Genomic DNA, 24,459 nt, shown 5'->3' on the forward strand with positions numbered 1-24,459 from the left:
CAATCCTCCTCTACCTCTTCAGCAGATCCGCGTCGTCGACCGACGCCGAGCGGCGTGATCGGAAGATGGTCATGATGATCGCCAGCCCGACCACCACTTCCGCCGCGGCGACGACCATGGTGAAGAACGCGATGACCTGGCCGTCGAACGACTGGTTCATCCGGGCGAAGGTGACGAAGGCGAGGTTGGCCGCATTGAGCATGAGCTCGACGCACATGAACACGACGATCGCGTTGCGTCGCAGCAGTACTCCGGCCGCGCCGATGGTGAACAGCAGCGCTGCGAGGTAGAGGTAGTTCTCCGGGTTCACCGGTCGGTCCCCGGGTCGTCGGCCGGGCGGGTGCGGAGTGTCCGCGCGGCCAGGATGGCGTTGACCGACAGGTCCGACGGCGACCCGTCGGGCAGACGGGCCGGCACGTCGACCGCGTTGTGTCGCGCGTAGACCCCGGGTGTCGGCAGCGGGGTCAGGTTGACCCCACTGCGGAACCGCGCCTGCGACAGTTCTTTCTGGGTGAGTCGTGGGCCGAAACGCTCCCGGTGCGCGAGCACCATGGCGCCGAGCGTGGCGGCGATGAGGAGGGCTCCGGTGAGCTCGAACGCCCACAGGTAGCGGACGAAGATCAGCTCGGCGATGGCCTCCACACCGGCGTCGCTCTGCGCGGCCACCACGTCGGGGTTGGTGGCACCGGTGACGACACCGACGGTGGCGCTGCCGATCCCGGCGATCAACAGGATCCCGAAGCCGACACCGAGCAACACCGCGGACAGTCGCTGGCCGCGCAGGGTCTCCCGCAGTGAGTCCGACGAGTCGACGCCGATCAGCATGATGACGAACAGGAACAGCATCATCACCGCACCGGTGTACACGACCACCTGCACCACGCCCAGGAACAGCGCCCCCTGCGCGACGTAGAAGACGGCCAGCACGATCATCGTGGTGGCCAGGAAGATCGCCGAGTAGACGGCCTTGGTGGCGAAGACGACACCCAGCGCACCGGCAACCGCGACGGCCCCGAGAACCCAGAACTGGATCGCCTCACCGGTGGAGGTTCGCACCACCTCGTCGGCGAGCCACAGGGTGCCACCGGAAGTCATGACCGCGGCTCGCGTCTGGTCGGGACAGTCGGATCGGGCAGGGCGACCCGCCCGTCGGACGTCACCTCGCCCCGGTAGTAGTTCTCCTCGGTGGAGCCCGGCGCCATCGCGTGCGGCGGCGCGTCGACGCCGGGCTGCAGCGGGGCCAGCAGACGGTCCTTCTCGTAGATGAGGTCGGCGCGATTGTCATCGGCGAGTTCGTAGTCGTTGGTCATCGTGAGCGCGCGCGTGGGGCACGCCTCGATGCAGAGCCCGCAACCGATGCACCGCAGATAGTTGATCTGGTAGACGCGCCCGTACCGTTCGCCGGGCGAGTAGCGCTCGTCGGGTGTGTTGTCGGCGCCCTCCACATAGATGGCGTCAGCCGGGCACGCCCACGCGCACAGCTCGCACCCGATGCACTTCTCGAGACCGTCGGGGTGCCGATTCAGTTGATGGCGACCGTGATAGCGCGCTGCGGTCGGCCGTTTCTGCTCGGGGTACTGCTCCGTGATTGTGGGTTGGAACATGCCGCCGAAGGTGACGCGCAATCCGCTCACCGGTTTCAGGAAGTCAGGCATCGGTGGTCTCCCTCACGGTGCTGGGCATCGGCGGCACGGGGAATCCGCCGGCCATCGGGTCGAACTCGTCGGGTGCGGCGGACGGGTCTGCGGAGTCCTGCGTCGGGTCCGGGATGTCGGGGACCCGCATCAACCGCCACACCGCGTAGGCGATGAGCCCGGTGACGACGAGTCCGGCGCCGGCGGAGACCAGCGCGCGGGTGAGGTCGGCGTCCTCGCCGGCGAAGGCTGCGCGGATGATCGCGACGACCATCACCCAGGTGAGCGAGATGGGGATCAGGACCTTCCAGCCCAGATTCATGAACTGGTCGTATCGCAGGCGCGGCAGACTGGTTCGCAGCCAGATGAACACGAACAGGAACGCCCACACCTTGAGCGTGAACCAGAGGACGGGCCACCAACCGGAGTTCGCCCAGTCGAACGTGCTCAGCGGCCACGGCGCCTGCCAACCGCCGAGGAACAGAGTGGTGGCGAGCGCGGAGACGGTGACCATGTTGATGTACTCGGCGAGCATGAACATGGCGAACTTCAACGACGAGTACTCGGTGTGGAACCCGCCGACCAGCTCACCCTCGGCCTCGGGCAGATCGAAGGGCGCCCGGTTGGTCTCGCCGACCATCGAGATGGCGTAGATGACGAACGAGGGCAGCAGCAACAACACGTACCAGTGGTACTCCTGGGCGGCAACGATTCCCGACGTCGACATCGTCGCGGCGTCGAGGAACACCGCGGCGAAGGTGAGTCCCATCGCGATCTCGTACGAGATGACCTGTGCCGTCGAGCGGAGTCCGCCGAGCAGCGGATAGGTCGAGCCCGACGACCAGCCGGCCAGCACGATCCCGTAGACACCCACCGACGTGACCGCCAGGACATACAGCACTCCGACGGGGAGATCGGTGAGCTGCAACGGAGTCTGGTGACCGAATACCGACACCATCGGCCCGAACGGGATGACCGCAAAGGCCATCACCGCCGGGACGACCGCGATGATCGGTGCCAGCAGATAGATCACCTTGTCGACGCCGGTGGGGATGATCCCCTCCTTGAGTGCGAGTTTCACGCCGTCGGCGAGGCTCTGCAGGATCCCCTTGGGGCCGACCCGATTCGGCCCGAGGCGGGTCTGCATGCGTGCCATGATCTTTCGCTCGAGCAGGATGGCGATGAGCGGATTGAGCACAAGGAACACGAACACGGCCAGCGCCTTGGCGACGACGAGCCAGATCGGGTCCTGGCCGAAGTCGTCGAGGGTCGGGAAATCGGTGGCGAGGTTCACGCGGCACCCCCTGCGGCGTCGGTTGTGTCGGCCGGGGCCGGCGCGAGGGCCACGAGGTCACCCTCCTGCACGCGAAGCGTGGCGTGGACGTGCGAGCCGGGTGAGAACAGCGGGAGCCACACGACCCGATCCGGCATGTCGGTGATCTCCACCGGCAAAACGATGGCGCCGTCGGCGGTGCTGACGCGCAGGAGGTCGCCCGACCCGACACCGGCTTCGGCGGCGGTCGACGGCGCGAGCCGGGCCACCGACGGACGGGCGGTGCCGGCGAGGTGCGGTTCCCCGTCTTGCATCCGGCCGTCGTCGAGCAGCGTGTGCCACCCCGCCAGAACCGCCTGGCCGGCAGTCGGGCCGGGCTGCGGCCTGTCATCGGCGTCGATGGGGGCCCGCCGGCCGGACCATGCGCCGATGCGTCGCAGGTCGATGTGGATGGTCGGGACGTCGGCGCACCGCATGTCGACACCCATCTGCCGGGCGATCGCGTCGAGGATGCGGTGGTCTGATAGGTGGCCCGAGTCCGTCAGGGCGGTGGTGAAGCTCCGCGGGCGGCCCTCCCAGTCGACGAACGTGCCCTCCTTCTCCGCGACGGCAGCCACCGGGAAGACCACGTTCGCGCAGCGTGTGACGGCGCTGAGGCGTTGCTCGAGGCTGACGACGAACGGTGCGGCGGTCAGCGCCTCGGTCGCCGCGACGGGGTCGGGGAGGTCGTCGACGTCGACGCCGCCGATCACCAGCGAGAGCCCGTGATAGCGCGCGGCGTCGATGATCCCGGCGGTGTCGCGTCCGGGCCGCGGGTCGAGATCGGTGCCCCAGATCTCCGACACCGCCTTGCGGGCGTCCTCGTCGTCGAGTGGCCGGCCGCCGGGTAGCAGGCCCGGCAGGGCGCCCGCTTCGAGCGCGCCTCGTTCGCCGGCGCGGCGCGGAATCCAGGCCAGCCGGGCGCCGGTGCGGTCGGCCAGTGCCGCGACTGCGGCCAACGCGCCGGGCCGGGTGGCCAGCCGTTCACCGACGAGGATGACCGAGCCGGCGGGCCGCAGGTGCGCGGTCACCTCCTCCGATTGCAGCACCTGTGCCTCGCTGCCGGGAACGGACCGGAGGACCGCGGCGTCGAGTTTGGTGGCGCCGCGGCTCGCGAACGGGGCGACCGTCGCGACGCGCTGCCCGGCGGTGCGTACTGCCCGCCGGAGACGGAGGAAGACGATCGGGGACTCTTCCTCGGGTTCGAAACCGGCGAGCAGCACCGCTGGTGCGGCGGACAGGTCGTCGTAGGTGGTCGCGAGTCCGTGACCGGCGATACGCGCGGCGAGGAAGGCGGCCTCCTCGGTGCTGTGGCTTCGGGCGCGGAAGTCGATGTCGTTGGTGTGCAACACGGTTCGCGCGAAGCGGGAGTACGCGTAGGCGTCCTCCACGGTCAACCGGCCACCCGTGAGTACACCGACGTTGCCCGGTGAACGGGTCAAGCCCTCGGCCGCCGCGCGCACGGCGTCGGCCCACGACACCTCACGGAGATCGCCGTGCCGGTCCCGGACGAGCGGGGCGGTGATCCGGTCGGGCGACGACGTGTAGGCGAACGCCCATCGCCCCTTGTCGCAGTTCCACTCCGAGTTGACCTCGGGATCGTCACCGGCCAGCCGGCGCAGCACCTTTCCACGGCGGTGATCGGTGCGCTGGGCGCATCCACTCGCACAGTGTTCGCACACGCTCGGCGTCGACACCAGGTCGAACGGCCGGGCGCGGAACCGGTACTGCGCCCCCGTCAGCGCACCGACGGGGCAGATCTGCACGGTGTTGCCGGAGAAGTAGGAGTCGAACGGTTCGTCGGCGTAGATGCTGACCTGTTGTAGCGCACCGCGATCCGCGAGCTCGATGAGCGGATCACCCGCGACCTGTGTGGAGAATCGGGTGCAGCGGGCACACAACACACATCGCTCCCGGTCGAGCAGGACCTCCGACGACAAGGGGACCGGCTTGGTGAAGGTCCGCTTGACGCCGTCGAACCGCGACTCGGAACGGCCGGCCGACATCGCCTGGTTCTGCAGCGGGCACTCACCGCCCTTGTCGCATACCGGGCAGTCCAGCGGGTGGTTGATCAGGAGGAGTTCCATCACCCCGCGTTGCGCTCCCGCCGCGATCTCCGAGCTGAGCTGCGTCCGCACCACCATCCCCTCGGTGGCCACCGTCGTGCATGACGCGAGCGGCTTTCGCTGCCCCTCGACCTCGACGAGACACTGCCGGCAGGCACCGACCGGTTCGAGGAGCGGATGGTCGCAGAAGCGCGGGATCGTGATCCCGATCTGCTCGGCCGCGCGGATCACCAACGTGCCCTTGGGTACCCGGACGGCGCGGCCGTCGATGGTGATGCCGACCAGGTTGTCGGTTGCGGCCGCCGGGTCGCTCCCGTGGGTGAGTGTCATCGGACGACTCCTGCCCAGACGGTCGACCGTGAATGGTCGAACGGGCACCCGTGGTCGAGGTGGGCGAGGTACTCGTCGCGGAAGTACTTCAGCGACGACACGATCGGGCTGCCCGCTCCGTCCCCGAGCGCGCAGAACGACTTCCCGACGATGCTGTTGGTGACATCGGCGAGGGTGTCGAGGTCCGCGGCGGTTCCGCCCTCGTGCTCCAGCCGGTGCAGCAGTTGCACCAGCCAGTACGTGCCCTCGCGGCACGGGGTGCATTTACCGCAGGACTCGTGTTCGTAGAACTCCGTCCACCGCAGGACCGCGCCGACGACGCAGGTCGTCTCGTCGAAGATCTGCAGGGCCTTGGTGCCCAGCATCGAACCGGCCGCGCCGACGCCCTCGTAGTCGAGCGGGACGTCGAGGTGCTCCGGCGTCAGCAGTGGTGTCGACGACCCGCCCGGTGTCCAGAACTTCAGCTCGTGCCCGGCGCGCACCCCGCCCGCCCGGTCGAGTAGCTCTCGTAGCGAAACACCCAGCGGCGCTTCGTATTGTCCGGGACGCGTCACGTGCCCCGACAGCGAGTAGAGGGTGAACCCGGGTGACTTCTCGGTGCCCATGGACCGGAACCAGTCGACGCCGTTGCGGATGATAGCCGGGACGCTCGCGATCGACTCCACGTTGTTCACGACCGTCGGACTCGCGTACAGGCCGGCGACCGCCGGGAAGGGCGGGCGCAGACGCGGTTGTCCCCGGCGGCCCTCGAGCGAATCGAGCAGGGCGGTTTCCTCGCCGCAGATGTAGGCGCCCGCGCCGGCGTGGACGACCAGTTCGAGATCGAAGCCGGATCCCAGGATGTCCGTGCCGAGATAGCCTGCGGCGTACGCCTCGTCGACGGCGGTGCGCAGTCGACGGAGAACCGAGGCGACTTCGCCGCGCACGTAGATGAACGCGTGGTGCGCGCGGATGGCGTACGCCGCGATGATCACGCCTTCGACGAGGGTGTGCGGCGACGCGAGCATCAGCGGCATGTCCTTGCACGTGCCCGGCTCGGATTCGTCGGCGTTGACCACGAGATAGTGCGGGACAGACGGGTCGGTCTGCGTGGAATCCTGCTGGGGAATGAACGACCACTTCATCCCGACCGGGAACCCCGCGCCGCCTCGGCCACGGAGACCGGAGGCCTTGACCGTCTCGATGATGTCGTCGGGGGGAGTGGTCAGTGCGGTCGACAACGCTCGATAACCGTTGTGGCGCAGATAGTTGTCCAGGGTCCAGGATTGCGGTTCGTCCCAGTGGCGGGACAGGATCGGGGTCTCGGGGGGTTCGGGTTCGGGGTCGGGTTGTGGTGGTTGCGAGGTGGCTTCGACTCGGCTCCTCGCTGCGCTCGGTGCCGGCTCAACCAGCGGAGAAGGTGCCGGCTCAACCAGCGGAGAGGGTGGTTGCGAGGTGGCTTCGACTCGGCGCCTCGCTTCGCTCGGTGCCGGCTCAACCAGCGGAGAAGGTGCCGGCTCAACCAGCGGAGAGGGTGGTTGCGAGGTGGCTTCGACTCGGCTCCTCGCTGCGCTCGGTGCCGGCTCAACCAGCGGAGAGGGTGGTTGCGAGGTGGCTTCGACTCGGCTCCTCGCTTCGCTCGGTGCCGGCTCAACCAGCGGAGGGGCGCTCGGTGCCGGCTCAACCAGCGGAGGGGAGGGCTCAGCCAGCGGCGGGGTGGGCTGAACCAGCGGAGGGGCGCTCGGTGCCGGCTCAACCAGCGGAGGACGGGCCCCGGCCAGGTCGCGTTCGGTCTCGCGGAACGATCGCACGGGGCCGGTACCGCGAGCCGGGGTGACCTCGACACCGGCGCGAAGGTCCTCGATGAGCTCGATGGTCGACTCTGGGGTCTGGTCGTCGAAGAACTCCCAGTTGACCATCACCACCGGCGCGAAGTCGCAGGCCGCATTGCATTCGACGTGTTCGACGGTGATGCGGTGGTCGGCCGTCGTGTCCCCGGGTTCCACGCCCAGGTGCTCGCAGACCGAACGGAGGATCTCGTCGCCACCCAGGGTCGCGCACAGGGTGTTCGTGCAGACCCCGACGAGGTACTCGCCGGTGGGTGTGCGTCGGTACATGGAGTAGAAGGTGGCGACCGAGGCCACCTGGGCGGGTGTCAGATCCAGTTGTGCGGCACAGAATTCGACACCGGCACGTGTGAGACGGCCGTCGTGGGATTGCACCAGGTGAAGCAGCGGCAGCAGCGCCGACCGCGCCTGCGGATAGCGGGCGATGATCGGAAGTGCCTCTGCGGTCAGCTGTTCGATGACCTCGTCGGGGTAACCGGCCGGGCCGTCGAAGGTGATCGGTGGGACGGGTGCTCCGTGCGCCGGCGCCGATCCCTCCGGCGGGGGTGCGGTGCTCAGGTCCACGAACACGGGATCGGTCATCGGTCCACGCCTCCCATCACGGGGTCGATGCTGGCCACCGCCGTGATGACGTCGGCCACCATCCCGCCTTCGCACATCGCCGCGACGGCCTGCAGATTCGTGAACGACGGGTCGCGGAAGTGGACGCGGTACGGCCGGGTGCCGCCGTCGCTGACCATGTGCACGCCGAGCTCGCCCCGCGGTGATTCGACGGCGACGTAGCACTGGCCGGCCGGGACGCGCATCCCCTCGGTGACGAGTTTGAAGTGGTGGATGAGGGCTTCCATGGAGGTGCCCATGATCCGGGCGATGTGCTCGGGCGAGTTGCCCAGTCCGTCCGGTCCGAGCGCGAGGTCGGCCGGCCAGGCGAGCTTGCGGTCCGCGACCATCACCGGCCCCGGCCGGAGCCGTTCCAGACACTGCTCCACGATGCGGATCGACTCGCGCATCTCGCGCACGCGGATCAGGTAGCGGCCGTAGGAGTCGCACGTGTCCTCGGTGATGACGTCGAACTCGTAGTTCTCGTAGCCGCAGTACGGCTCGGCGCGGCGCAGGTCGTGGGGGTAACCGGTGGACCGCAGCACCGGACCGGTGATCCCGAGTGCCATGCAACCGGTGAGGTCGAGATAACCGACGCCCTGGGTCCGCGCCTTCCAGATGTAGTTGTCGTTCAGCAGGTCTCCGAGTTCGTCCAGGCGGCCGGGGAGCTGTCGGATCACCTCGGCGACCCGGTCGATGCCATCCTCCGGCAGGTCCTGTGCGACACCTCCGGGGCGGATGTAGGCGTGGTTCATCCGCAGGCCGGTGATGAGTTCGAAGAGGTCGAGAATCATCTCCCGCTCGCGGAAACCGAGGAACATCGCCGTCACGGCACCGAGTTCCATTCCGCCGGTGGCCAGCGCGACGAGATGGCTGGAGATGCGGTTGAGCTCCATCAGCATCACCCGGATGACGGTGGCGCGTTCCGGGATGTCGTCGGTGATACCGAGGAGCTTCTCCACGCCGAGGCAGTAGGCGGTCTCGTTGAAGAACGGTGACAAGTAGTCCATCCGGGTGACGAACGTGACGCCCTGCGTCCAGTTGCGGTACTCGAGGTTTTTCTCGATCCCGGTGTGCAGGTAGCCGATTCCGCAGCGGGCCTCGGTGACGGTCTCGCCCTCGATCTCGAGGATCAGGCGCAGGACGCCGTGCGTCGACGGGTGTTGCGGACCCATGTTGACGACGATGCGTTCGTCTCCCGGTTGCTGCTCGGCGCGGGTACGGACGTCGGACACGATCGAGTCCCAGTCCTGTCCCGACACGGTGTAGGTGTGCGTATGGGTGTCGGTCATCAGTTGTACGACCTCCTCCGGTCCGGCGGGTCGACGCGGGTTCCCTTGTATTCCACCGGGACTCCGCCGAGCGGGTAGTCCTTGCGCTGGGGGTGGCCCTCCCAGTCGTCGGGCATCTCGATCCGGGTCAGTGAGCGATGGCCGTCGAAAACGATGCCGAAGAAGTCGTAGGTCTCGCGTTCGTGCCAGTCATTGGTGGGGTAGATGTCGCAGATGCTCGGGATGTGCGGGTCGGCATCGGGCGCCGCGACCTCGAGACGGACGCGACGCCCGTGGGTCAGGGAGGCGAGCGGATAGATGGCATGGAGTTCGCGGCCCGGGTCGCCGGGATAGTGGACCCCGCTCACGCCGAGGCAGAGTTCGAATCGCAACGCGGGCGCGTTGCGCAGAGTCAGTGCGACGGCGGGAAGGTGCTGTCGTACAACGTGAATGGTCATCTCGCCCCGGAAGACCACGACCTTCTCGATCGCGTCGTCGTAGCCGTCGCCCATCTCGTGGAGCAGACAGTCGGCGATCTCGTCGAAATACCCGCCGTAGGGTCGGGACGTACTGGGCGGCAGCGTCACCGGCCGGACCAGGCCGCCGTACCCCGACGTGTCGCCGGTTCCGGGCGGACCGAACAACCCGTGTCGGACGCCGATCTGCTCCGCGTCGTGCGGTGGGGGTGCCGGGTTCTCGGGGTCCTGATGGCCTGCGGGCGTGGTCATCGGAGCAACCCCTTCAGCTCGATCGTCGGGGTGGCCTGGAGGGCGGCACGTTCGGCCGCCCAGATGGCCTCCTCGCGATTGACACCGAGCGGCATCTCCTGGATCTTCTCGTGCAGCTTCAGGATGGCGTGCAGCAACATCTCCGGGCGTGGCGGACAGCCCGGCAGGTAGATGTCGACAGGGACCACATGATCGACGCCCTGGACGATCGCGTAGTTGTTGAACATCCCGCCCGACGACGCGCAGACCCCCATGGCGAGAACCCATTTGGGCTCCGGCATCTGGTCGTAGATCTGCCGGAGGACAGGGGCCATCTTCTGGCTGACGCGGCCGGCGACGATCATGAGATCGGCCTGTCGCGGCGACGCCCGGAATGCCTCCATGCCGAACCGGGCGAGGTCGTACCGTCCCGAGGTGGTGGCCATCATCTCGATGGCGCAGCAGGCCAACCCGAACGTCGCCGGCCAGAGTGAGCCCTTGCGCATGAACCCGGCCAGATCCTCGACGGTACTCAGCAGGAATCCGCTGGGGAGTCGTTCCTCGAGTCCCATGGGTGACCTCCTTGCCGTATCGGATCGGTGAAAAGCGCTCAGTCCCAACTCAGTCCGCCGCGACGCCACTCGTAGGCGTACGCGACGGAGACGTTGACGATGAACAGGAGCATGGCCATGAGGCCGAACCACCCGAGTGAGTCGAAGGCGACCGCCCACGGGTAGAGGAACACGATCTCGATGTCGAAGATGATGAAGAGCATCGCGGTGAGGTAGTACTTGACCGGTACGCGCTGGATCGAGCCGGTTGCCACCGTGCCGCCGGCGGTGCGTCGCGTCGGGTAGACCAGACTCTGTTCGACCGGCTCGATGCCGCACTCGTAGGGCTCGAGTTTGGCGCGGTTGTACCGTTTCGGACCGATCGCGATGCCGATGAAGACGCTGAAAACGGCAAACGCCACGCCGATTGCCCCGAGGATCATGATCGGGACGTAGGCGTTCAAAGCGCGGACCCCTCCTCGCTTGTGGCGACCGGAGTGCACCTGTTCGGTGCGGCCGGCCCGGGTGTTCGTCCTATCCGTGCCGTCGGCCGATCTGGTCCGGCAGTACGAATGTGAGCTGTAACACAAGCCTAGTGTGAGTGTGTGGCGCGAGTCACTGTTTTCTAGAGTTCGGCGTTTCCGATCATGTCGACGAACGCACGCGGAAGAGTGATCGGGTCGACGGGCAGGACGGCCACGGCGTCGGCGCGGGACCAGTCCGCGAGCCACCGGTCGTCGGCACGCCCGAGAAGGACGAGCACCGGTGGACAGGGATCGAGTTCGTCTTTCATCTGCTTGGCCAGGCCCATGCCACCGGCCGGGGTGGCTTCCCCGTCGGCGATCACGGCGTCGACGACACCGGCGTCGAGCTGCGCGAACACCATTGGGGCGGTGGCGACCTCGATGTAGCTGACCGGTGGGATGCCCGGGTCGGGCCGGGTTCCGATCGCGCCGATGACCTGCGCGCGGGTCTGCGCGTCGTCGGAATAGACCAGCACGCGCAGGGCCCGCGCAGACTGGGAGTCGGTCACGGTTGGCATGCTACAACCCGGCACCCTCGCCGAGCCCTGGAACATGCGCGCGTCTGCACATCGGCGTCACGAGCGTGCGCCGCTCTCAGTGCTCGGTGGAGAACCCCGTGCGACGGCGGTGCACCTCGAGCGCGAACGTGACGAGCTGATCGATCAGGTCCGGGTAGGGCACGCCGGTCGCCTCCCACAGCTTGGGGTACATCGATCCCGGGGTGAAACCCGGGATGGTGTTGACCTCGTTGAGCAGCCAGCCACGGCCGGACTCCTCGTAGAAGAAGTCGACGCGGGCCATGCCGGTGCAGCGCATCGCGGTGAACGTCCTCGCCGCGAGCTCGCGGACCTCGGCGGCCGCCGCGTCGGACACCGCAGCGGGGATGACCAGCTGGGCGGCGCCGGTGACGTACTTGTCCTCGTAGTCGTAGAACTCGCTCCCGGGTTTGATCTCGCCCGGCACCGAGGTCTCGGGCGCCGTGTCACCGAGAACGGCGACCTCGATCTCGCGCCCGGTGACGGCCTCCTCGATGATGACCACGTTGTCGTATCGGAGCGCGAGATTCACCGCCGTGTCGAGTTCGGCCTCGTCGTGCGCCTCGGTGATGCCCACCGACGAGCCAAGGTTCGCCGGCTTGACGAACACCGGGAGCCCCAGCGCATCGATCGCGCGGGCGGTGATCGTCTCCGGGTCGTCGACACCGTCGCGGAACTCGACCCAGCGGCACTGCGGGATGCCTGCCTGCTCGGCGACGATCTTGGCCATCGCCTTGTCCATGCATACCGCGGACGACAACACACCCGCGCCCACATACGGCAGCTTGAACAGCTCGAGCATCCCCTGGATGGTGCCGTCCTCACCGTGCGGTCCATGGAGAAGGGGAAGGACGACCGTGATGGCCTCGTCCGCGTGACCACGCAGTTCGGTCAGCGGGTCGACGGCGGTTCCGGCGACCTCGAGGGTGTCGGGGAGTGGCGTGCCGTCGGCGATGGCGGCGATCGCCTTGTCGTTGCGCAACCACGTGCCGTCCTTGGCGATGCCGATGGGGACCAGGTCGTATTTGGCCCGGTCGGCCGCGGCCAGGACATGAGCCGCTGTGACCCGCGACACATCGTGCTCGGCGGAGACGCCACCGTAGAGAACCACCAGACGCAACAGCCGAGAAGACATGCCTGTCACGATACGGCCCCGTGCAATCGGGTTCTCGGCGTGTGCTGGGGACTCGGCTAGCGTGAGACCGTGCATTTCAGAGCAAGCGAGGTCGCGGAGGCCGTGGGCGGGGAGCTGCTGGGCCCCGACGTGCAGATCGACGGGGCGAGCATCGACTCGCGGAGTGTTCGGCCGGGCCAGCTGTTCGTGCCGATCGTCGCCGAGCGCGACGGCCACGATTTCATCAAGTCCGCACTCGACGGCGGGGCCACCGCCTACCTCTCCTCGAGGGTCGACCCGGTCGGCGGGACCGCCATCCGCGTCGCCGACACCGCGCTCGCCCTCGCCGACCTCGGTCGAGCGGTCCGCGCCCGGGTCCCCGATCGCGTGGTGGGCATCACCGGCTCGGTAGGCAAGACCTCGACCAAGGATCTGCTCGCGGGTGTGCTGCGCACCACCTACCGCACCGCGGCGAGCGAGAAGTCGTTCAACAACGAGCTCGGGCTGCCGATCACCCTCGCCGCGGCCGCCGACGACGTGGAGGCGGTGGTCCTCGAGATGGGCGCCCGCGGCGTCGGGCACATCGACCTGCTGTGTTCCATCGCGAAACCGACGGTCGGCGTGATCACCCGCGTCGAGGGCGTGCACCTGGAGCTGTTCGGTGACATCGAGTCCGTCGCGCGCGCGAAGGGTGAACTGGTGGAATCGCTCCCGGCCGACGGGATCGCGGTGCTCAATGCCGACCATCGGTACGTCGCGGCGATGGCGGATCGCACCTCGGCGCGTGTCCTGCGCTACGGGCTGTCGCCGGACGCCGATGTGTACGCGTCCGACATCGTCCTGGACGACGAGTTGCGCGCGACGTTCCGGCTGCACACACCGTGGGGTTCGACGGAGGTCCGACTGGGCGCCCGCGGCGAGCACCAGGTCCCCAACGCGCTGGCGGCGGCGGCTGCCGCCGGCGGGCTAGGGGTGCCGGTCGAGTCGATGGCGGACGGGTTCCTCGCCGCCGAATTGTCCGGTCTACGAATGGAACTCGCCACCTCGTCGCGAGGCGTCACGGTCCTCAACGATGCCTACAACGCCAACCCGACGTCGATGTCGGCTGCGCTGCGGTCGCTGGCGACACTCCCCGCGTCGCGTCGGGTGGCGGTTCTCGGCACCATGGCCGAACTCGGCGCCGACTCGCCAGACCAGCACCGTGCGATCGCACTGGAGGCCAGGGATCTGGGCATCGAGGTCATCGCGGTCGCCGAGGCCGACTACGGTGACACCGCTCGGCACGTTTCCGACGTCGACGGCGTGTCGGCCGAACTCGGCGACCTCGACGACGGGACCGCAGTGCTGGTCAAGGGGAGTCGGGTCGCGGCGCTCGAGCGCGTGGCGGAGGCGCTGCTGGACTGAGGGGGTTTCGACAAGCTCAACCGGCGGGGGAGAGCTCAACCGGCGGGCATCAGTGGTGGAAGTGTGACCCGTCGCCCTCGCGTGGCATCGGGCTCTCCAGGCGGTTGAGGAAGTCGACCTCGGTCCGGATGTCGGCGATGAGTGCACGGGCGAGGTCGTGACTCAGCCCGGCGCGCACGACGATTCGCTGCACGGACAGGTCGGCGAGGTCGTCGGCCATCGGGTATGCGGGAACGAGCCAGCCCTTCATGCGCAGGCGGTCGGACAGGTCGTAGAGGTTCCAGTTCTCGCTGTGCCCGGCCTTCAGTTTCCAGGCGAAGACCGGGATCGTGTCGCCCTTGCTGACCAATTCGAGGCCGTCGATCTGGGCGATCTGTCCGGAAAGCCATTGCGCCACATCGAGAGAACCCTGCTGGACCTGGGTGAAGCCGTCGCGGCCGAGCCGCAGGAACACGTAGTACTGCAGCAGGACCTGTGCGCCGGGACGGGAGAAGTTGAGTGCCAGGGTCGGCATGTCGCCGCCGAGGTAGGAGCAGTGGAACACCATGCTCTCGGGCAGTGCGTCGGTGTCGCGCCACACGATCCAGCCGACACCTGGATAGACCAGTCCGTACTTGTGGCCCGAGGTGTTGATCGAGACGACACGGTCGACACGGAAGTCCCATTCGAGGTCCGGCTGACAGAAGGGGGCGATCATCGCACCCGACGCGCCGTCGATGTGGATCTTCACGTCGAGTCCGGTGTCGGCCTGGATCTCGTCGAGCTTGGCCGCGATCGCGGTGACCGGCTCGTACATGCCGGTGTAGGTCTGTCCCATGATGGCGACGACCCCGATCGTGTTCTCGTCCACGTACTTCTCGAGCTCGTGACCGTCGAGGACGAGGTGGTCGGGGCTGATCGGTACCCATTTGGGCTCGACCTCGAAGTAGTTGCAGAACTTCTCCCAGCACACCTGGACCGCCGTCGACAGCACGATGTTGGGATTCTCGGTTGACTTGCCCTCGGCGCGGCGCCGGGTCTGCCAGTGCCGTTTGAGCGCGAGCCCACCGAGCATGCAGGCCTCCGACGAGCCGATCGTCGAGGTACCGATCGCGTTGTCGACGTCCGGGTTGTGCCACAGGTCGGCGAGGATGCGCCAGCACCGGTCCTCGATCGCGGCCGTCTGCGGGTACTCGTCCTTGTCGATCATGTTCTTGTCGAAGGTCTCCGAGTACAACTTCTTGGCCTCGTCGTCCATCCACGTCGACACGAAGGTCGCGAGGTTCAGGCGGGCGTTCCCGTCGAGCATCGCCTCGTCGTGCACGATCTGATAGGCGGTGTCGGGCAACAACATCGAGTCACCCAGTGCGAACTTGGGGAGGTCGGTCGCCTCGCCTTCGCGGTTGAAGACGGTGCGCAGGGTCATCGCATCGCCGATGTTGGTGGTGGCGCGGGCGCCACCGCTCTTGTTGTGGACGCCCGGGTCGGTGGTCATGGACACCGAACCTATCCGACCCGGACGACCGGCGGGTGGCGATCTTTCACCCTCGTCCCGCGTTTGCGTGGATCACCTCCCGCAGGTAGACGGCCAGGCCGGGGGCCTGCGCGTCGTAGTGCTCGGTGAACCGCGGGTCCGCGACGTACAAGTCGGCAAGGCACACCTGCATGGCGTGATCACAGTCGTAGAAGCGCCCGATCTGTGCGCGGTGCTCTTCGGCGAGCGAGTTCGCCTCGGCGGTGCCAGGAGTCACCCCGCGACGCATCGCGTCCGCGAGCCGTCGTTCCAGGTCGTCGGTCTCGTCCTTGATGCGCTGCCAGTCCTCCTTGGAGAACTGCCCGGTCCGCTTCTGGCTCTGCTTCCACGCGTCGGTGTTCCCCCAGCGTTCCTCGGCCTCGGCGGCGTACTCCTCGCCTGGCCATTGGTCGCCGAAGATCTCGGCCTGCTCGGCCGCCGACAGGGCAATGCCTTCCTTCTTGGCGTTCATCATCTCCTCCAGTGCTGCGACCATCCGGAGCAAGCGATCGATCCGGCCGGTCAGCAGCTCGCGCTGCGTCTCGAGGTGACCCATGGGGTCCACATCCGGATCGTCGAGCAGGGTCGCTATCTGCTCGAGGGAGAAGCCCAGCTCACGGTAGGTGAGTACCTGGTGGAGACGTTCGACGTCGGTGTCGTCGTAGACGCGATACCCGGCTGGTGTCCGACCGGACGGCACCACCAGGCCGATCTGGTCGTAGTGATGCAGCGTGCGGATGCTGACGCCGACCATGCCGGCGACGACACCGACGGTCAGCTCCCGGGTGTCCACCTTGGAAGTGTGCTTTTCCTCGCTCACATCGACAACCCTGCTGCCTGACGTCGCGTGAGGGTCAAGTGTGCGGAGCGACCGGTGCCGTCGGCGTCACAGAAACTTGACATGTGTATCAGATTGGAAACCAGGGTACGTGTGCACCGATCTCGGGCCGTCGGCCCGGTAGTGTTGGTATCACCTGCAACACCAGTAACACGCGTACCACGATCTGGAGTCACCGCATGTCCGTGCCGTATGGCCGCAGCCCCCGCCGAGGCCTCGGCATCCGAACCCTGCTGACGGCGGCGGCCACCATCGTCGCTCTCCTCGCCGGACTCGTCACGGCCGGCGGGGCCCAGGCAGCGGACGGATACGCATACGTGAATCTCGGTGACAGCTACAGCGCAGGCGCATCGGTGTTCCCCCAGGCGACGAGCGCGGCGACCTTCTGCTCGAACTCGGCGATCAACTACTCCAGCCTCGTTGCCAAACGACGCGGGACCGAGGTCGTCGATGTCAGTTGCGCGGGCGCGACGACCGAAGACCTCACCAAGTCGCAGTATCGGTGGCAGGGACCGCAGATCAGCGCGATCGGACCGGCCACCCGCTTGATCACCCTCACGATCGGCGCGAACAACAACAGACTGTTCAGCAATTCGACCTCGGCCTGCCAGCGGGCGTGGATGGCCGCGCCGTTGTCAGCGACCCCATGTCGCGACGAGTTCGGTACCTCGTTGGTCGACAAGATCAAATCCTCGACCTACCCCGACCTCGTGAACGCCCTGCGCCTCGTCGGCCGCGAAGCGCCGCGCGCACGCGTCGTCCTCGTCGGATATCCGCAGATCTTCCCGGCCACGGGTTCGGCGCTCTGCTCGGCGTCGTTGCTCACGACACCCGGGGACACCGCATACCTGCATCGTGTCTTCAAAGCCCTCAACGACGCCATGCGCCGCGCCGCCGCAGCCACCCGCGTGACCTTCGTCGACATGACCAAGGTCTCCGCGGGCCACGACGCCTGCGCGGGCGAACGGCGATGGGTCGAGCCGACGCTCGGTGCGGTCAGCTTCCCCGCGATGCACGCCAACGCGCGCGGCCAGAAGGCGATGGCCGACCAGGTCGTGGCCGCGCTGCGGTGAGGGACCGCTGTGCGGGCTGCTCGCCGTGTAGAGGCACTGCTCACTGGTCGGTAGGGGGGTACTCATGGGACTCATTCGGTCGTACACCAGGCTCAGCGACGATGAACTGCGCGAAATCAACATGATGGGTTCGGCCCGGGACATCGCCGACTTCGTCAGCAGCCTCCGTCAAGCCGACCCGACCATCTCCACCGACATCGACAAGGCGTATCAGGCACTCGAGCTGATGTTCGACCGATCGGCGATGCCGGTGAACCCGGTCCGAGGGCAAGGAATGGTGCCCGGCAACATCGACTTCGGCGAAGGTGTCCCGAACTACATGAGTCCCGAGTACGTGGTGGCCACCCGGGACATCCTCGCGCACATCACCTTCGACACGTTGCTCGATGACACCACCGCGACAGAACTCGCTCGCCAGGAGGTGTGGCCGATGATGCGCCATTGGGACGATGGGGCTGTCGAGTACTTGCGAGAAAAGTACGCGATCATGGCTGGTTTCGTCAGCCTGGCCGCCGATCTCGACAACCACCTGGTGCTGGAGCTTGTGTAGGACAGACGTGCCGCCGTGGGTCGGTTCGAAGCCGGCTCGAACAGTTTGGCTCGGCTGCCCGACTGACGCCCCATAGAAGAACTACGGCGCGAAACCGATGACCGCGGTGCCCTTCTGGCAGGCCGCAAGGACGCCTTCGAGCTGAGACGGCGCGCAGGTCCAGCCGGCCACCGACTGCTGTTGACCGGTGGTGATCTTCGGTCCGTACTGGGTGGCGATGGTCCGTGCCGAATCGCAGGACACGTCGCCGGCGAGGATCATGACACGCAACGCGCCGTCGGGGCCCGGGATGGTGCCGCAAGTGGTGTCGGAGTCGTCGGACGCGGTCGCACTCGACGCCGTGGTCGACACCGGCTTGCGGCCGGGGACCACCGGCGGCGAGGTGGCGGGCTGTTCGGCGGACGGTGGTCCCGACTCCGCGGCGCCGGCCTGAGAGGTCGACGAAGCGGTGGTCACGTCCTCTTCCGCGCCGCAGGCCACGAGCGTCGACATCGCCGCCGCGAGTCCCAGGGTCGCCGCCGCGACCCTGATCGGTCGGCGAGAGCGGCTCGTGGTGGGACCGGTGGGACGAGTTCTGCGCGACATGGTTCACTACGGTAGCGAATGCGGTGTCGTCGACCGCACCGGTGGCCGGTGCCGGCCGTCGGTTTGGGATGGGCGTGCCCGACCTGCGAAGATGCTGCACGTGAGCAGTACCGGAACCGAAGTCGCCGACCCCACCTACACCGTCGGCACCACCCTCGCCGGCACCCGTGGGCGCACGGGGACGATCACCACACCGCATGGTCAGATCCACACCCCCGCGTTCATCCCCGTCGGTACCAAAGCGACCGTGAAGACGGTCCTCCCGGAATCGGTCTCCGCCCTCGGCGCCCAGGCCGTGCTCGCCAACGCCTACCACCTGTATCTGCAGCCGGGGCCGGAGATCATCGACGCGGCCGGCGGGCTCGGCGCGTTCATGAACTGGCGAGGGCCCACGTACACCGACAGCGGCGGCTTCCAGGTGATGTCACTGGGTGCGGGGTTCAAGAAGGTCATCTCGATGGAGGCCACCGGCACCCCCGACGACGACCTCACCGCCAACGGCAAAGAACGGCTCTCGCGGGTCGACGACGACGGGGTGACCTTCAAGTCGCACCTCGACGGTTCGGCGCATCGCTTCACGCCGGAGGTGTCGATGCAGATCCAACACCAGCTGGGGGCCGACATCATCTTTGCCTTCGACGAGCTGACCACCCTGATGAACACTCGCGAGTACCAGGTGAATTCGCTCGAGCGCACCCGGTTGTGGGCGATTCGCTGTCTCGCCGAACACAATCGGCTGAGCGTCGAACGCGCACACCGGCCGCAACAGTCGCTCTGGGGTGTCATCCAGGGCGCCCAGTACGAGGATCTGCGGCGCAAGGCCGCTCGCGACCTCGTCGCCTTGAGCGAGGCGGACCGCGCGGCCGGCGGAAAGGGCTTCGGCGGCTACGGCATCGGCGGAGCACTCGAGAAGGACAACCTCGGCACCATCGTCGGTTGGGTCAACGACGAACTCCCGGAGGACTCCCCGAAACACCTCTTGGGGATCAGTGAACCCGACGACATCTTCACCGCCATCGAGAACGGCGTCGACACATTCGACTGCGTATCGCCGACCCGGGTCGCCCGCAACGGTGCGATCTACTCACTCGACGGCCGGTACAACGTCACGAATGCCAAGTACCGCAGTGACTTCCGGACGCTCGACCCCGAGGTCGAGAACTACACGTCGCAGTACAGCCGGGCCTACCTGCATCATCTGTTCAAGGCGAAGGAAGGCCTCGGCCCCACGCTGGCGACCCTGCACAACGTGTCCTTCATCGTCACGCTCGTCGACCGGGCCCGCCAGGCCATCGAGAACGGCACATACACCGAGTACCGCGACGAGTTCCTCCGGCGTTACTACGGAGGTCCCCGGTAGGCGTGACCATTGCTCAGAACGGTGGCGGGTTGGCGTCGTTCCAGCGCTTCTCGGCGCGTTGGTGGCGTCGGAAGTCGTTGTCGCGCTGGGTGTTGAGTCTGTCTCGGGCGGGGTGATCGGGTGACCGTCTGGGGAAGAGCTTGTTGAACAGGTCGCGTCCGCTGAAGGCGTTGCCGACGAACATGTGCCCGGTGGGTGTGGTGAACCAGGCGGTCTGGAGTTCGTCTTGGTGGTCCTGCCAGCTGGTGAAGGTCTTGATGCGGTGATGGAACCGGCACAGCGGTTTGAGGTTGCGCGCATCGGTCGGGCCACCGCGACGCGGGTCGGCGTGGTCGAAGGGTTCGGTGTGGTCGAGATCGATCTGCCAGACCGGGGCGTTGCAGCCCGGGAAGGTGCAGCACAGTTCGCCGGCACGCACCAGGGCCTGCAGCTTCTTCGACGGGGTGTACCGCGTTGTCGAACTGTCTGCGTCTGGAGCCGGTGAACCGTCGGGTCCGGTAGGAGCGGGGTGGATGTAGGTGCGGCGCGCTTCGGCGAGCAGCTGCCGGGCGGTGTCGGCGTCGATGATGCCGTGGCGGTCGAGGAAGGCGGGATCGTTGTCGAGACCGATCAGGGTCGACAGGTTCACCACGATGTGAAAGGTCGCGCGCGGCGCAGCCGAATCCGACGCCGAGGCGGCCGGCTCAGCCGGGTCATCGACAACGACGTCGGCTGACGGGTCGACGATGGTGTCCGCCTCCGTCATCGCAGCAGTTGGTGCAGGCGGCTCGGCGGTATCCACTGTCGCTGCGTCGGAGTCTGGTGCTGTGTCGGGTTCGGTTGCGGCAGGTCGACAGTCGTCGCATAGGCAGGTGATGGCGGCTTCGCCGCGCGAAAGTGCTTTGAGGGCATCGACCCGGCGATTGGCCAACTTTCGCGGGTCACCGGCGTGGACCGCGGTGGCCATCGCTGTCAGGCGGGCGTCGAACTCGGCGGCATCAGCGTTGGGAAGCGTGCCGGAGATCCGGGACTGCCCGGGTGTGAAGCGGTCGGGGGTGATGGTCACCTTGCGGTCGGACTTCACCCGCTCCTTGCGTCGACGGACCGCGTCGGGCGCCCACTTGGCGACGATGGAATCGACCATAGCGGTGAACCGCGCCGTCGACATCGGTGCGCGGGCGAAGATCGCCTCGGCGAGATGGGCGTCGACGGTCTGCATCTCTTCGTCGTCGGTGATGAGGTCGGTGCGTTTGAGGGCGATGAGGAAGCGGCGCTTGTCGATTCGACCGCACGCGAGTGCGTGTCCGGTGAAGGAGAGTCGGTAGCGCAGTGCGTCGCCGGCTTCGATGAGGTCTTTCGCCTCGGCCGGTGTCACGGTGAGGGTGGCGCCGACTTCGGCGATGGCCTGTTCGAGACCGTTCGGTCCGAACTGCTCGTAGGGGTTCTCACCCGCGGCCACTCGCGCGGACAGGGCATCGAAGGCCTCAATCGAATCAAGTTCGCCGCTGTGCGTCTCGGCGCGCCGCTGCGCGTAGTCCATCTCGCGTTCGTCGTGAATGAGGCTGGCAACGACCATCATTCGATGCGCGGACGCTGCCGCCAAGCCCGCGCAGTGGTTGAGGACCTCGACGAGTTCGGATGCGGAGAGTTCATGGTCGGGACGAAAGCGCGGCTCGACCGACTCCTGTGATGGGTCCACCGATGTAGTGGATCCGGCCCCCGCCCCCGATGACATACCTCCACGATACTCGAATATATGTTCGAGTCAAGGGTGATCTCTGGATTTCTCGGGGTGGTCTGGCAATCGAATCACGCCGCACCGACAAGAGTGACGCGTCGCCTCGGTGGCCTCGACGGACGCGGCGTCCTCGCTTCGCTCGGTCGACGCTGCTCGACCAGCGGGACACTGCGGCGCTGCTCGACCAGCGGGGCACTTCGACGCGGCTCGACCAGCGGGACACTGCGGCGGTGCTCGACCAACAGAGGGCGGCGCACCACAACGAGCGACGGCGGACGGGTGTCAGCGGGAGTCCTCGGCAACCATCCGTTCGCGGATGCCGCCGGCGACCCCGGTGCTGTCCGGGTTGGGGTCGTGGATCGCACCCGCGTGCGGCTCGACCGGTGTCCCCTTCTCGGTCTCGGACTTCGCCGTCGCCGCCGAGAACCGCTCGGTGATCCCGGGCATGAGATGGTGAGAAGCGTTGGCGGCCTTGGCCTTGTAGCCGACCGGTTGGTCCAGCTTCGGGTCGGTGCAGGCTGCCACGATCGCGTCGACCACGATCTGCGGATCGTCCATCGCGGACATCCGCGGTTCGTGTCCGGTGTAGTTGGCGGCGTGGACCCACCATGGGGTGTCCACGGCCCACGGCATGATGGTGCCGACCTCGATGGCGTCGTCGCCGGCCATGCGCAGCTCTTCGCTGATCGAGTGCCCGAGGCTCCGAACCGCCGCTTTCGTTGCGGCGTAGGTGTTCTGGAGTGCGATGGGTACCTCGCTGTCGACCGAGCCCACGTTGATGAGTGTGCCGCGACCCTGCGACCGGAAGACGCGCAGCGCCGCATGTGCGCCGTAGATCAGGCCCTTCAGGTTCACGTCGACGAGGCGAGCGTGGTCCTCGGTCGGGATGTCCCAGAAGTACCCGACCGCGCCGACGCCGACGTTGTTCACCCACACGTCGATCGATTCGAGCCATTCGAGCGCGGCGGACGCGAGATGGGCGACGGCACGCGGATCGCTGACATCGGTGGGCACCGCCAGCGCCGACCCGCCCTTGCCGGTGATCTCTGCGACGACCTCGTCGAGGACCGCGGTTCGACGCGCCGCGACGACGACGTTCGCGCCGAGTTCTCCGAGTCGCACCGCGGCGCCGCGTCCGAATCCGCTCGACGCGCCGGCGATCACGACGGTGGAGCCGTTGATTTCCTTGTTGTCTGTCATGGTGATCGCCTACCCGAGGCGGGGTTCACCAAACCGAGAGGAGGCGCGCTCAGCCCGCGGCGCGGGACTGCCGGAAGGACTCGATCGCGGCGAGATCGTACGAGTTCGCCCCGGTCCCGATGCCCTGGGCGACGTGCGCGGCCACCGCGCAACCGAGTTCGGCGGAGTCGGCGAGACCGAGCCCGCGCAGCCGGCCGGTCAAGAACCCGGCGGAGAACGAGTCGCCGCAACCGGTGGTGTCCACGACGTCCACCTCGAACGCCGGCACCGCGACCACGTCGTCGCCGGTCACGACCAGCGCACCGTCGGCACCGCGGGTGAGCGCGACGCAACCGACACCGCGGTCCAGGAGCGCCCGTGCGCCGTAGGTGAGGTCGTCGGTTCCGGTCAGTCCCCGGGTCTGCTCGTCGTTGGGCAGCAGGTAGTCGAGGTGGGGAAGTGCGTCGGCGATCCACTCGAGAAGGCCGGGGTCGCCAGCCGACAGCAGATCGGCCGACGTCGTGATCCCGCGGTCGCGCGCCCGGCCGAGGAGCTCTGCGGCGACGGCGCCGCCCAGGAATTCCGGGCCGCCGAGGTGCAGGTGGTCGAGCCCGGTCAGCGCGTCTGCACCCAGGTCGTCGGGCGTGAACTGTGCGTTCGCCCCGATGCAGTGCCACGCGGGACGGTCTCCATTGGGTCGGACGGGTATGACCGATGACGACGTCTGGACCCCGGGCTTCGGAACCAGGCCGCCGGTGTCGACGCCTTCGGCGTCCAGCAGTGCGGTCAGCGAACGCCCGATCGTGTCGTCGCCGATCGCTCCGTGGGTCCGGACCGTGGCGCCCAGCCGACTGAGGACGAGCGCGGTTCCGCCCGCGGTACCGGCGGCGGAGAAACCGATGGACTGGACGAGCGCGCCGTCGGACCCCGCCGGGATGGACTCGATCCCGACGACGTGGATGTCCAGCACATGGACGCCCACGGTTGCGATCGTCGGCGGTTCGAGCCGCGGTGAGGGTGTCACGTCCGGTTCTCCTTGGGTGTCCCGTAGTCCAGCCGGATCGCCTGGGCGACAGTGGACTGCTGTTGGTCCTCGGTGAGTTCGCGAGGCCGGCCCATGCTGCTGGTCCGGTGAAAGAGGGTCGCGAGCCACTCCAGCAGCAGGGCGTTCTCCACCGCGTGGGCCAGGCTGGAGCCGCGTGCCACCGAACCGTGGTTCGCCATCAGCGCGACCTGGGTGTCGACCAGCGCGTCGGCGACGATCCCGGCGAGCTCCGGGCTCCCGAACGTGGCGTACGGCGCGACCGGGATGGCACCGCCGAGGCCGAGTTGCTGGTAGTGCAGCACCGGTAACGAGGTCAGTCCGCTGACGCAGGCGACCGCGGTCCCGAAGGGTGCGTGGGTGTGGACGATCGCCTGTGTGCCGGTTTCCTCGTAGACGCGGAGGTGCAGGTCCAGCTCGGACGACGGCGCGATCGGCCCGTCGACGACGTCGCCGGCAAGGGACACCACCGTCACGTCGGTCGCGGCACAGTTCGCGAGCACGACCCCGGTTCCGGTGATCGCGACGTGATCGCCCGCACGCGCCGACACGTTGCCGGAGGTGCCGATCAGCAGACCTTCGGCCGCCAGCCGTCGAGCGGCTGCGGCGACCTCGTCGCGTATCGACGGGTCGCTCATCGGCCGAATGCGTCGGTCCGCACTCCGCGGAGAAGGATCGCCGGGCATGTCGCGGAACTCGGAGCGCATTCGGTACGTTGGGACCACATACCGGACATTTACGCACATGC

General features: G+C 67.6%; 23 protein-coding genes. 4 read left to right on the top strand and 19 right to left on the bottom strand.

Annotated features, from left to right (window positions below; all coding sequences use genetic code 11):
• Positions 1 to 10: 10 nt before the first annotated feature.
• The 12 genes from nuoK to MVF96_RS02175 all read right to left on the bottom strand — a co-directional run bounded on the left by nuoK (position 11) and on the right by MVF96_RS02175 (position 12,492).
• A complete protein-coding gene (nuoK, locus tag MVF96_RS02120) occupies positions 11 to 310 on the bottom strand; it encodes an NADH-quinone oxidoreductase subunit NuoK (protein WP_058251017.1) in 300 nt (99 codons plus the stop codon).
• Positions 307 to 1,095, bottom strand: a complete 789-nt coding sequence (locus MVF96_RS02125; RefSeq protein ID WP_137810097.1) for an NADH-quinone oxidoreductase subunit J — start codon at positions 1,093 to 1,095, stop codon at positions 307 to 309. The genes nuoK and MVF96_RS02125 overlap by 4 nt, the downstream gene beginning before the upstream one ends.
• Positions 1,092 to 1,655 (bottom strand): NADH-quinone oxidoreductase subunit NuoI, encoded by a 564-nt coding sequence (gene nuoI / locus MVF96_RS02130; protein ID WP_137810096.1) that lies wholly within the window; start codon positions 1,653 to 1,655, stop codon positions 1,092 to 1,094. The genes MVF96_RS02125 and nuoI overlap by 4 nt, the downstream gene beginning before the upstream one ends.
• A complete protein-coding gene (gene nuoH / locus MVF96_RS02135; protein ID WP_247451036.1) occupies positions 1,648 to 2,928 on the bottom strand; it encodes an NADH-quinone oxidoreductase subunit NuoH in 1,281 nt (426 codons plus the stop codon). The genes nuoI and nuoH overlap by 8 nt, the downstream gene beginning before the upstream one ends.
• Positions 2,925 to 5,342 carry an NADH-quinone oxidoreductase subunit G gene (locus tag MVF96_RS02140; RefSeq protein WP_247451038.1) on the bottom strand — a complete coding sequence of 806 codons (2,418 nt, stop codon included), beginning with the start codon at positions 5,340 to 5,342 and terminating at the stop codon, positions 2,925 to 2,927. Before MVF96_RS02140 ends, nuoH begins: the two co-directional genes overlap by 4 nt.
• Positions 5,339 to 7,750 carry an NADH-quinone oxidoreductase subunit NuoF gene (gene nuoF, locus MVF96_RS02145; protein ID WP_247451040.1) on the bottom strand — a complete coding sequence of 804 codons (2,412 nt, stop codon included), beginning with the start codon at positions 7,748 to 7,750 and terminating at the stop codon, positions 5,339 to 5,341. The genes MVF96_RS02140 and nuoF overlap by 4 nt, the downstream gene beginning before the upstream one ends.
• Positions 7,747 to 9,060 carry an NADH dehydrogenase (quinone) subunit D gene (gene nuoD / locus MVF96_RS02150; RefSeq protein ID WP_065631169.1) on the bottom strand — a complete coding sequence of 438 codons (1,314 nt, stop codon included), beginning with the start codon at positions 9,058 to 9,060 and terminating at the stop codon, positions 7,747 to 7,749. Before nuoD ends, nuoF begins: the two co-directional genes overlap by 4 nt.
• Positions 9,060 to 9,767: an NADH-quinone oxidoreductase subunit C gene (locus tag MVF96_RS02155; RefSeq protein ID WP_065631168.1), complete on the bottom strand. Its 708-nt coding sequence runs from the start codon at positions 9,765 to 9,767 to the stop codon at positions 9,060 to 9,062. The genes nuoD and MVF96_RS02155 overlap by 1 nt, the downstream gene beginning before the upstream one ends.
• Positions 9,764 to 10,318, bottom strand: coding sequence for a NuoB/complex I 20 kDa subunit family protein (locus MVF96_RS02160; RefSeq protein WP_004021558.1), 555 nt, complete (start codon positions 10,316 to 10,318; stop codon positions 9,764 to 9,766). The genes MVF96_RS02155 and MVF96_RS02160 overlap by 4 nt, the downstream gene beginning before the upstream one ends.
• A gap of 38 nt (positions 10,319 to 10,356) precedes the next feature.
• Positions 10,357 to 10,761, bottom strand: coding sequence for an NADH-quinone oxidoreductase subunit A (locus tag MVF96_RS02165; protein ID WP_247451042.1), 405 nt, complete (start codon positions 10,759 to 10,761; stop codon positions 10,357 to 10,359).
• A 161-nt stretch (positions 10,762 to 10,922) separates the two neighbouring features.
• Positions 10,923 to 11,330: a hypothetical protein gene (locus tag MVF96_RS02170; protein WP_068972076.1), complete on the bottom strand. Its 408-nt coding sequence runs from the start codon at positions 11,328 to 11,330 to the stop codon at positions 10,923 to 10,925.
• An 85-nt stretch (positions 11,331 to 11,415) separates the two neighbouring features.
• Complete coding sequence (locus MVF96_RS02175) at positions 11,416 to 12,492, bottom strand: D-alanine--D-alanine ligase family protein (protein ID WP_247451043.1); 1,077 nt, start codon at positions 12,490 to 12,492, stop codon at positions 11,416 to 11,418.
• Positions 12,493 to 12,561: 69 nt separating this feature from the next.
• On the opposite strand from MVF96_RS02175, the gene MVF96_RS02180 reads away from it, so the two are divergent.
• Positions 12,562 to 13,875 carry a UDP-N-acetylmuramoyl-tripeptide--D-alanyl-D-alanine ligase gene (locus tag MVF96_RS02180; RefSeq protein WP_065631165.1) on the top strand — a complete coding sequence of 438 codons (1,314 nt, stop codon included), beginning with the start codon at positions 12,562 to 12,564 and terminating at the stop codon, positions 13,873 to 13,875.
• Between the two features lie 49 nt (positions 13,876 to 13,924).
• On the opposite strand, the gene MVF96_RS02185 is transcribed toward MVF96_RS02180, so the two are convergent.
• Both MVF96_RS02185 and MVF96_RS02190 read right to left on the bottom strand, forming a co-directional pair.
• Positions 13,925 to 15,349 (bottom strand): glutamate decarboxylase, encoded by a 1,425-nt coding sequence (locus tag MVF96_RS02185; RefSeq protein ID WP_247451045.1) that lies wholly within the window; start codon positions 15,347 to 15,349, stop codon positions 13,925 to 13,927.
• Positions 15,350 to 15,395: 46 nt separating this feature from the next.
• Entirely contained in the window at positions 15,396 to 16,160 is a 765-nt protein-coding gene (locus MVF96_RS02190) for a MerR family transcriptional regulator (RefSeq protein WP_247451047.1), read from the bottom strand.
• Positions 16,161 to 16,384: 224 nt separating this feature from the next.
• On the opposite strand from MVF96_RS02190, the gene MVF96_RS02195 reads away from it, so the two are divergent.
• Together MVF96_RS02195 and MVF96_RS02200 are read left to right on the top strand one after the other, a co-directional pair.
• A complete protein-coding gene (locus MVF96_RS02195; RefSeq protein WP_247451049.1) occupies positions 16,385 to 17,278 on the top strand; it encodes an SGNH/GDSL hydrolase family protein in 894 nt (297 codons plus the stop codon).
• 64 nt (positions 17,279 to 17,342) lie between these two features.
• Complete coding sequence (locus MVF96_RS02200; protein ID WP_247451051.1) at positions 17,343 to 17,828, top strand: DUF1877 family protein; 486 nt, start codon at positions 17,343 to 17,345, stop codon at positions 17,826 to 17,828.
• An 81-nt stretch (positions 17,829 to 17,909) separates the two neighbouring features.
• On the opposite strand, the gene MVF96_RS02205 is transcribed toward MVF96_RS02200, so the two are convergent.
• Positions 17,910 to 18,413, bottom strand: coding sequence for a hypothetical protein (locus MVF96_RS02205; protein ID WP_247451054.1), 504 nt, complete (start codon positions 18,411 to 18,413; stop codon positions 17,910 to 17,912).
• 91 nt (positions 18,414 to 18,504) lie between these two features.
• Between MVF96_RS02205 and tgt the strand changes: the two genes are divergently transcribed.
• Positions 18,505 to 19,773: a tRNA guanosine(34) transglycosylase Tgt gene (tgt, locus tag MVF96_RS02210; RefSeq protein WP_068972075.1), complete on the top strand. Its 1,269-nt coding sequence runs from the start codon at positions 18,505 to 18,507 to the stop codon at positions 19,771 to 19,773.
• Between the two features lie 13 nt (positions 19,774 to 19,786).
• Here tgt and MVF96_RS02215 read toward each other — a convergent pair whose 3' ends face one another.
• From MVF96_RS02215 to MVF96_RS02230, 4 genes are all read right to left on the bottom strand, one after another.
• Positions 19,787 to 21,487: an HNH endonuclease signature motif containing protein gene (locus tag MVF96_RS02215; protein WP_418930414.1), complete on the bottom strand. Its 1,701-nt coding sequence runs from the start codon at positions 21,485 to 21,487 to the stop codon at positions 19,787 to 19,789.
• Positions 21,488 to 21,772: 285 nt separating this feature from the next.
• The gene (locus MVF96_RS02220) at positions 21,773 to 22,690 is read right to left on the bottom strand and encodes an SDR family NAD(P)-dependent oxidoreductase (protein ID WP_247451060.1); all 918 of its coding nucleotides are present in this window, start codon (positions 22,688 to 22,690) and stop codon (positions 21,773 to 21,775) included.
• A gap of 49 nt (positions 22,691 to 22,739) precedes the next feature.
• Complete coding sequence (locus MVF96_RS02225) at positions 22,740 to 23,693, bottom strand: carbohydrate kinase family protein (RefSeq protein WP_159369895.1); 954 nt, start codon at positions 23,691 to 23,693, stop codon at positions 22,740 to 22,742.
• Positions 23,690 to 24,349, bottom strand: coding sequence for a class II aldolase/adducin family protein (locus MVF96_RS02230; RefSeq protein WP_078111809.1), 660 nt, complete (start codon positions 24,347 to 24,349; stop codon positions 23,690 to 23,692). Before MVF96_RS02230 ends, MVF96_RS02225 begins: the two co-directional genes overlap by 4 nt.
• Between the last annotated feature and the right edge of the window lie 110 nt (positions 24,350 to 24,459).

The sequence above is a fragment of the Gordonia hongkongensis genome (genome assembly GCF_023078355.1).
GTDB classification, from domain to species: Bacteria; Actinomycetota; Actinomycetes; order Mycobacteriales; family Mycobacteriaceae; genus Gordonia; species Gordonia hongkongensis.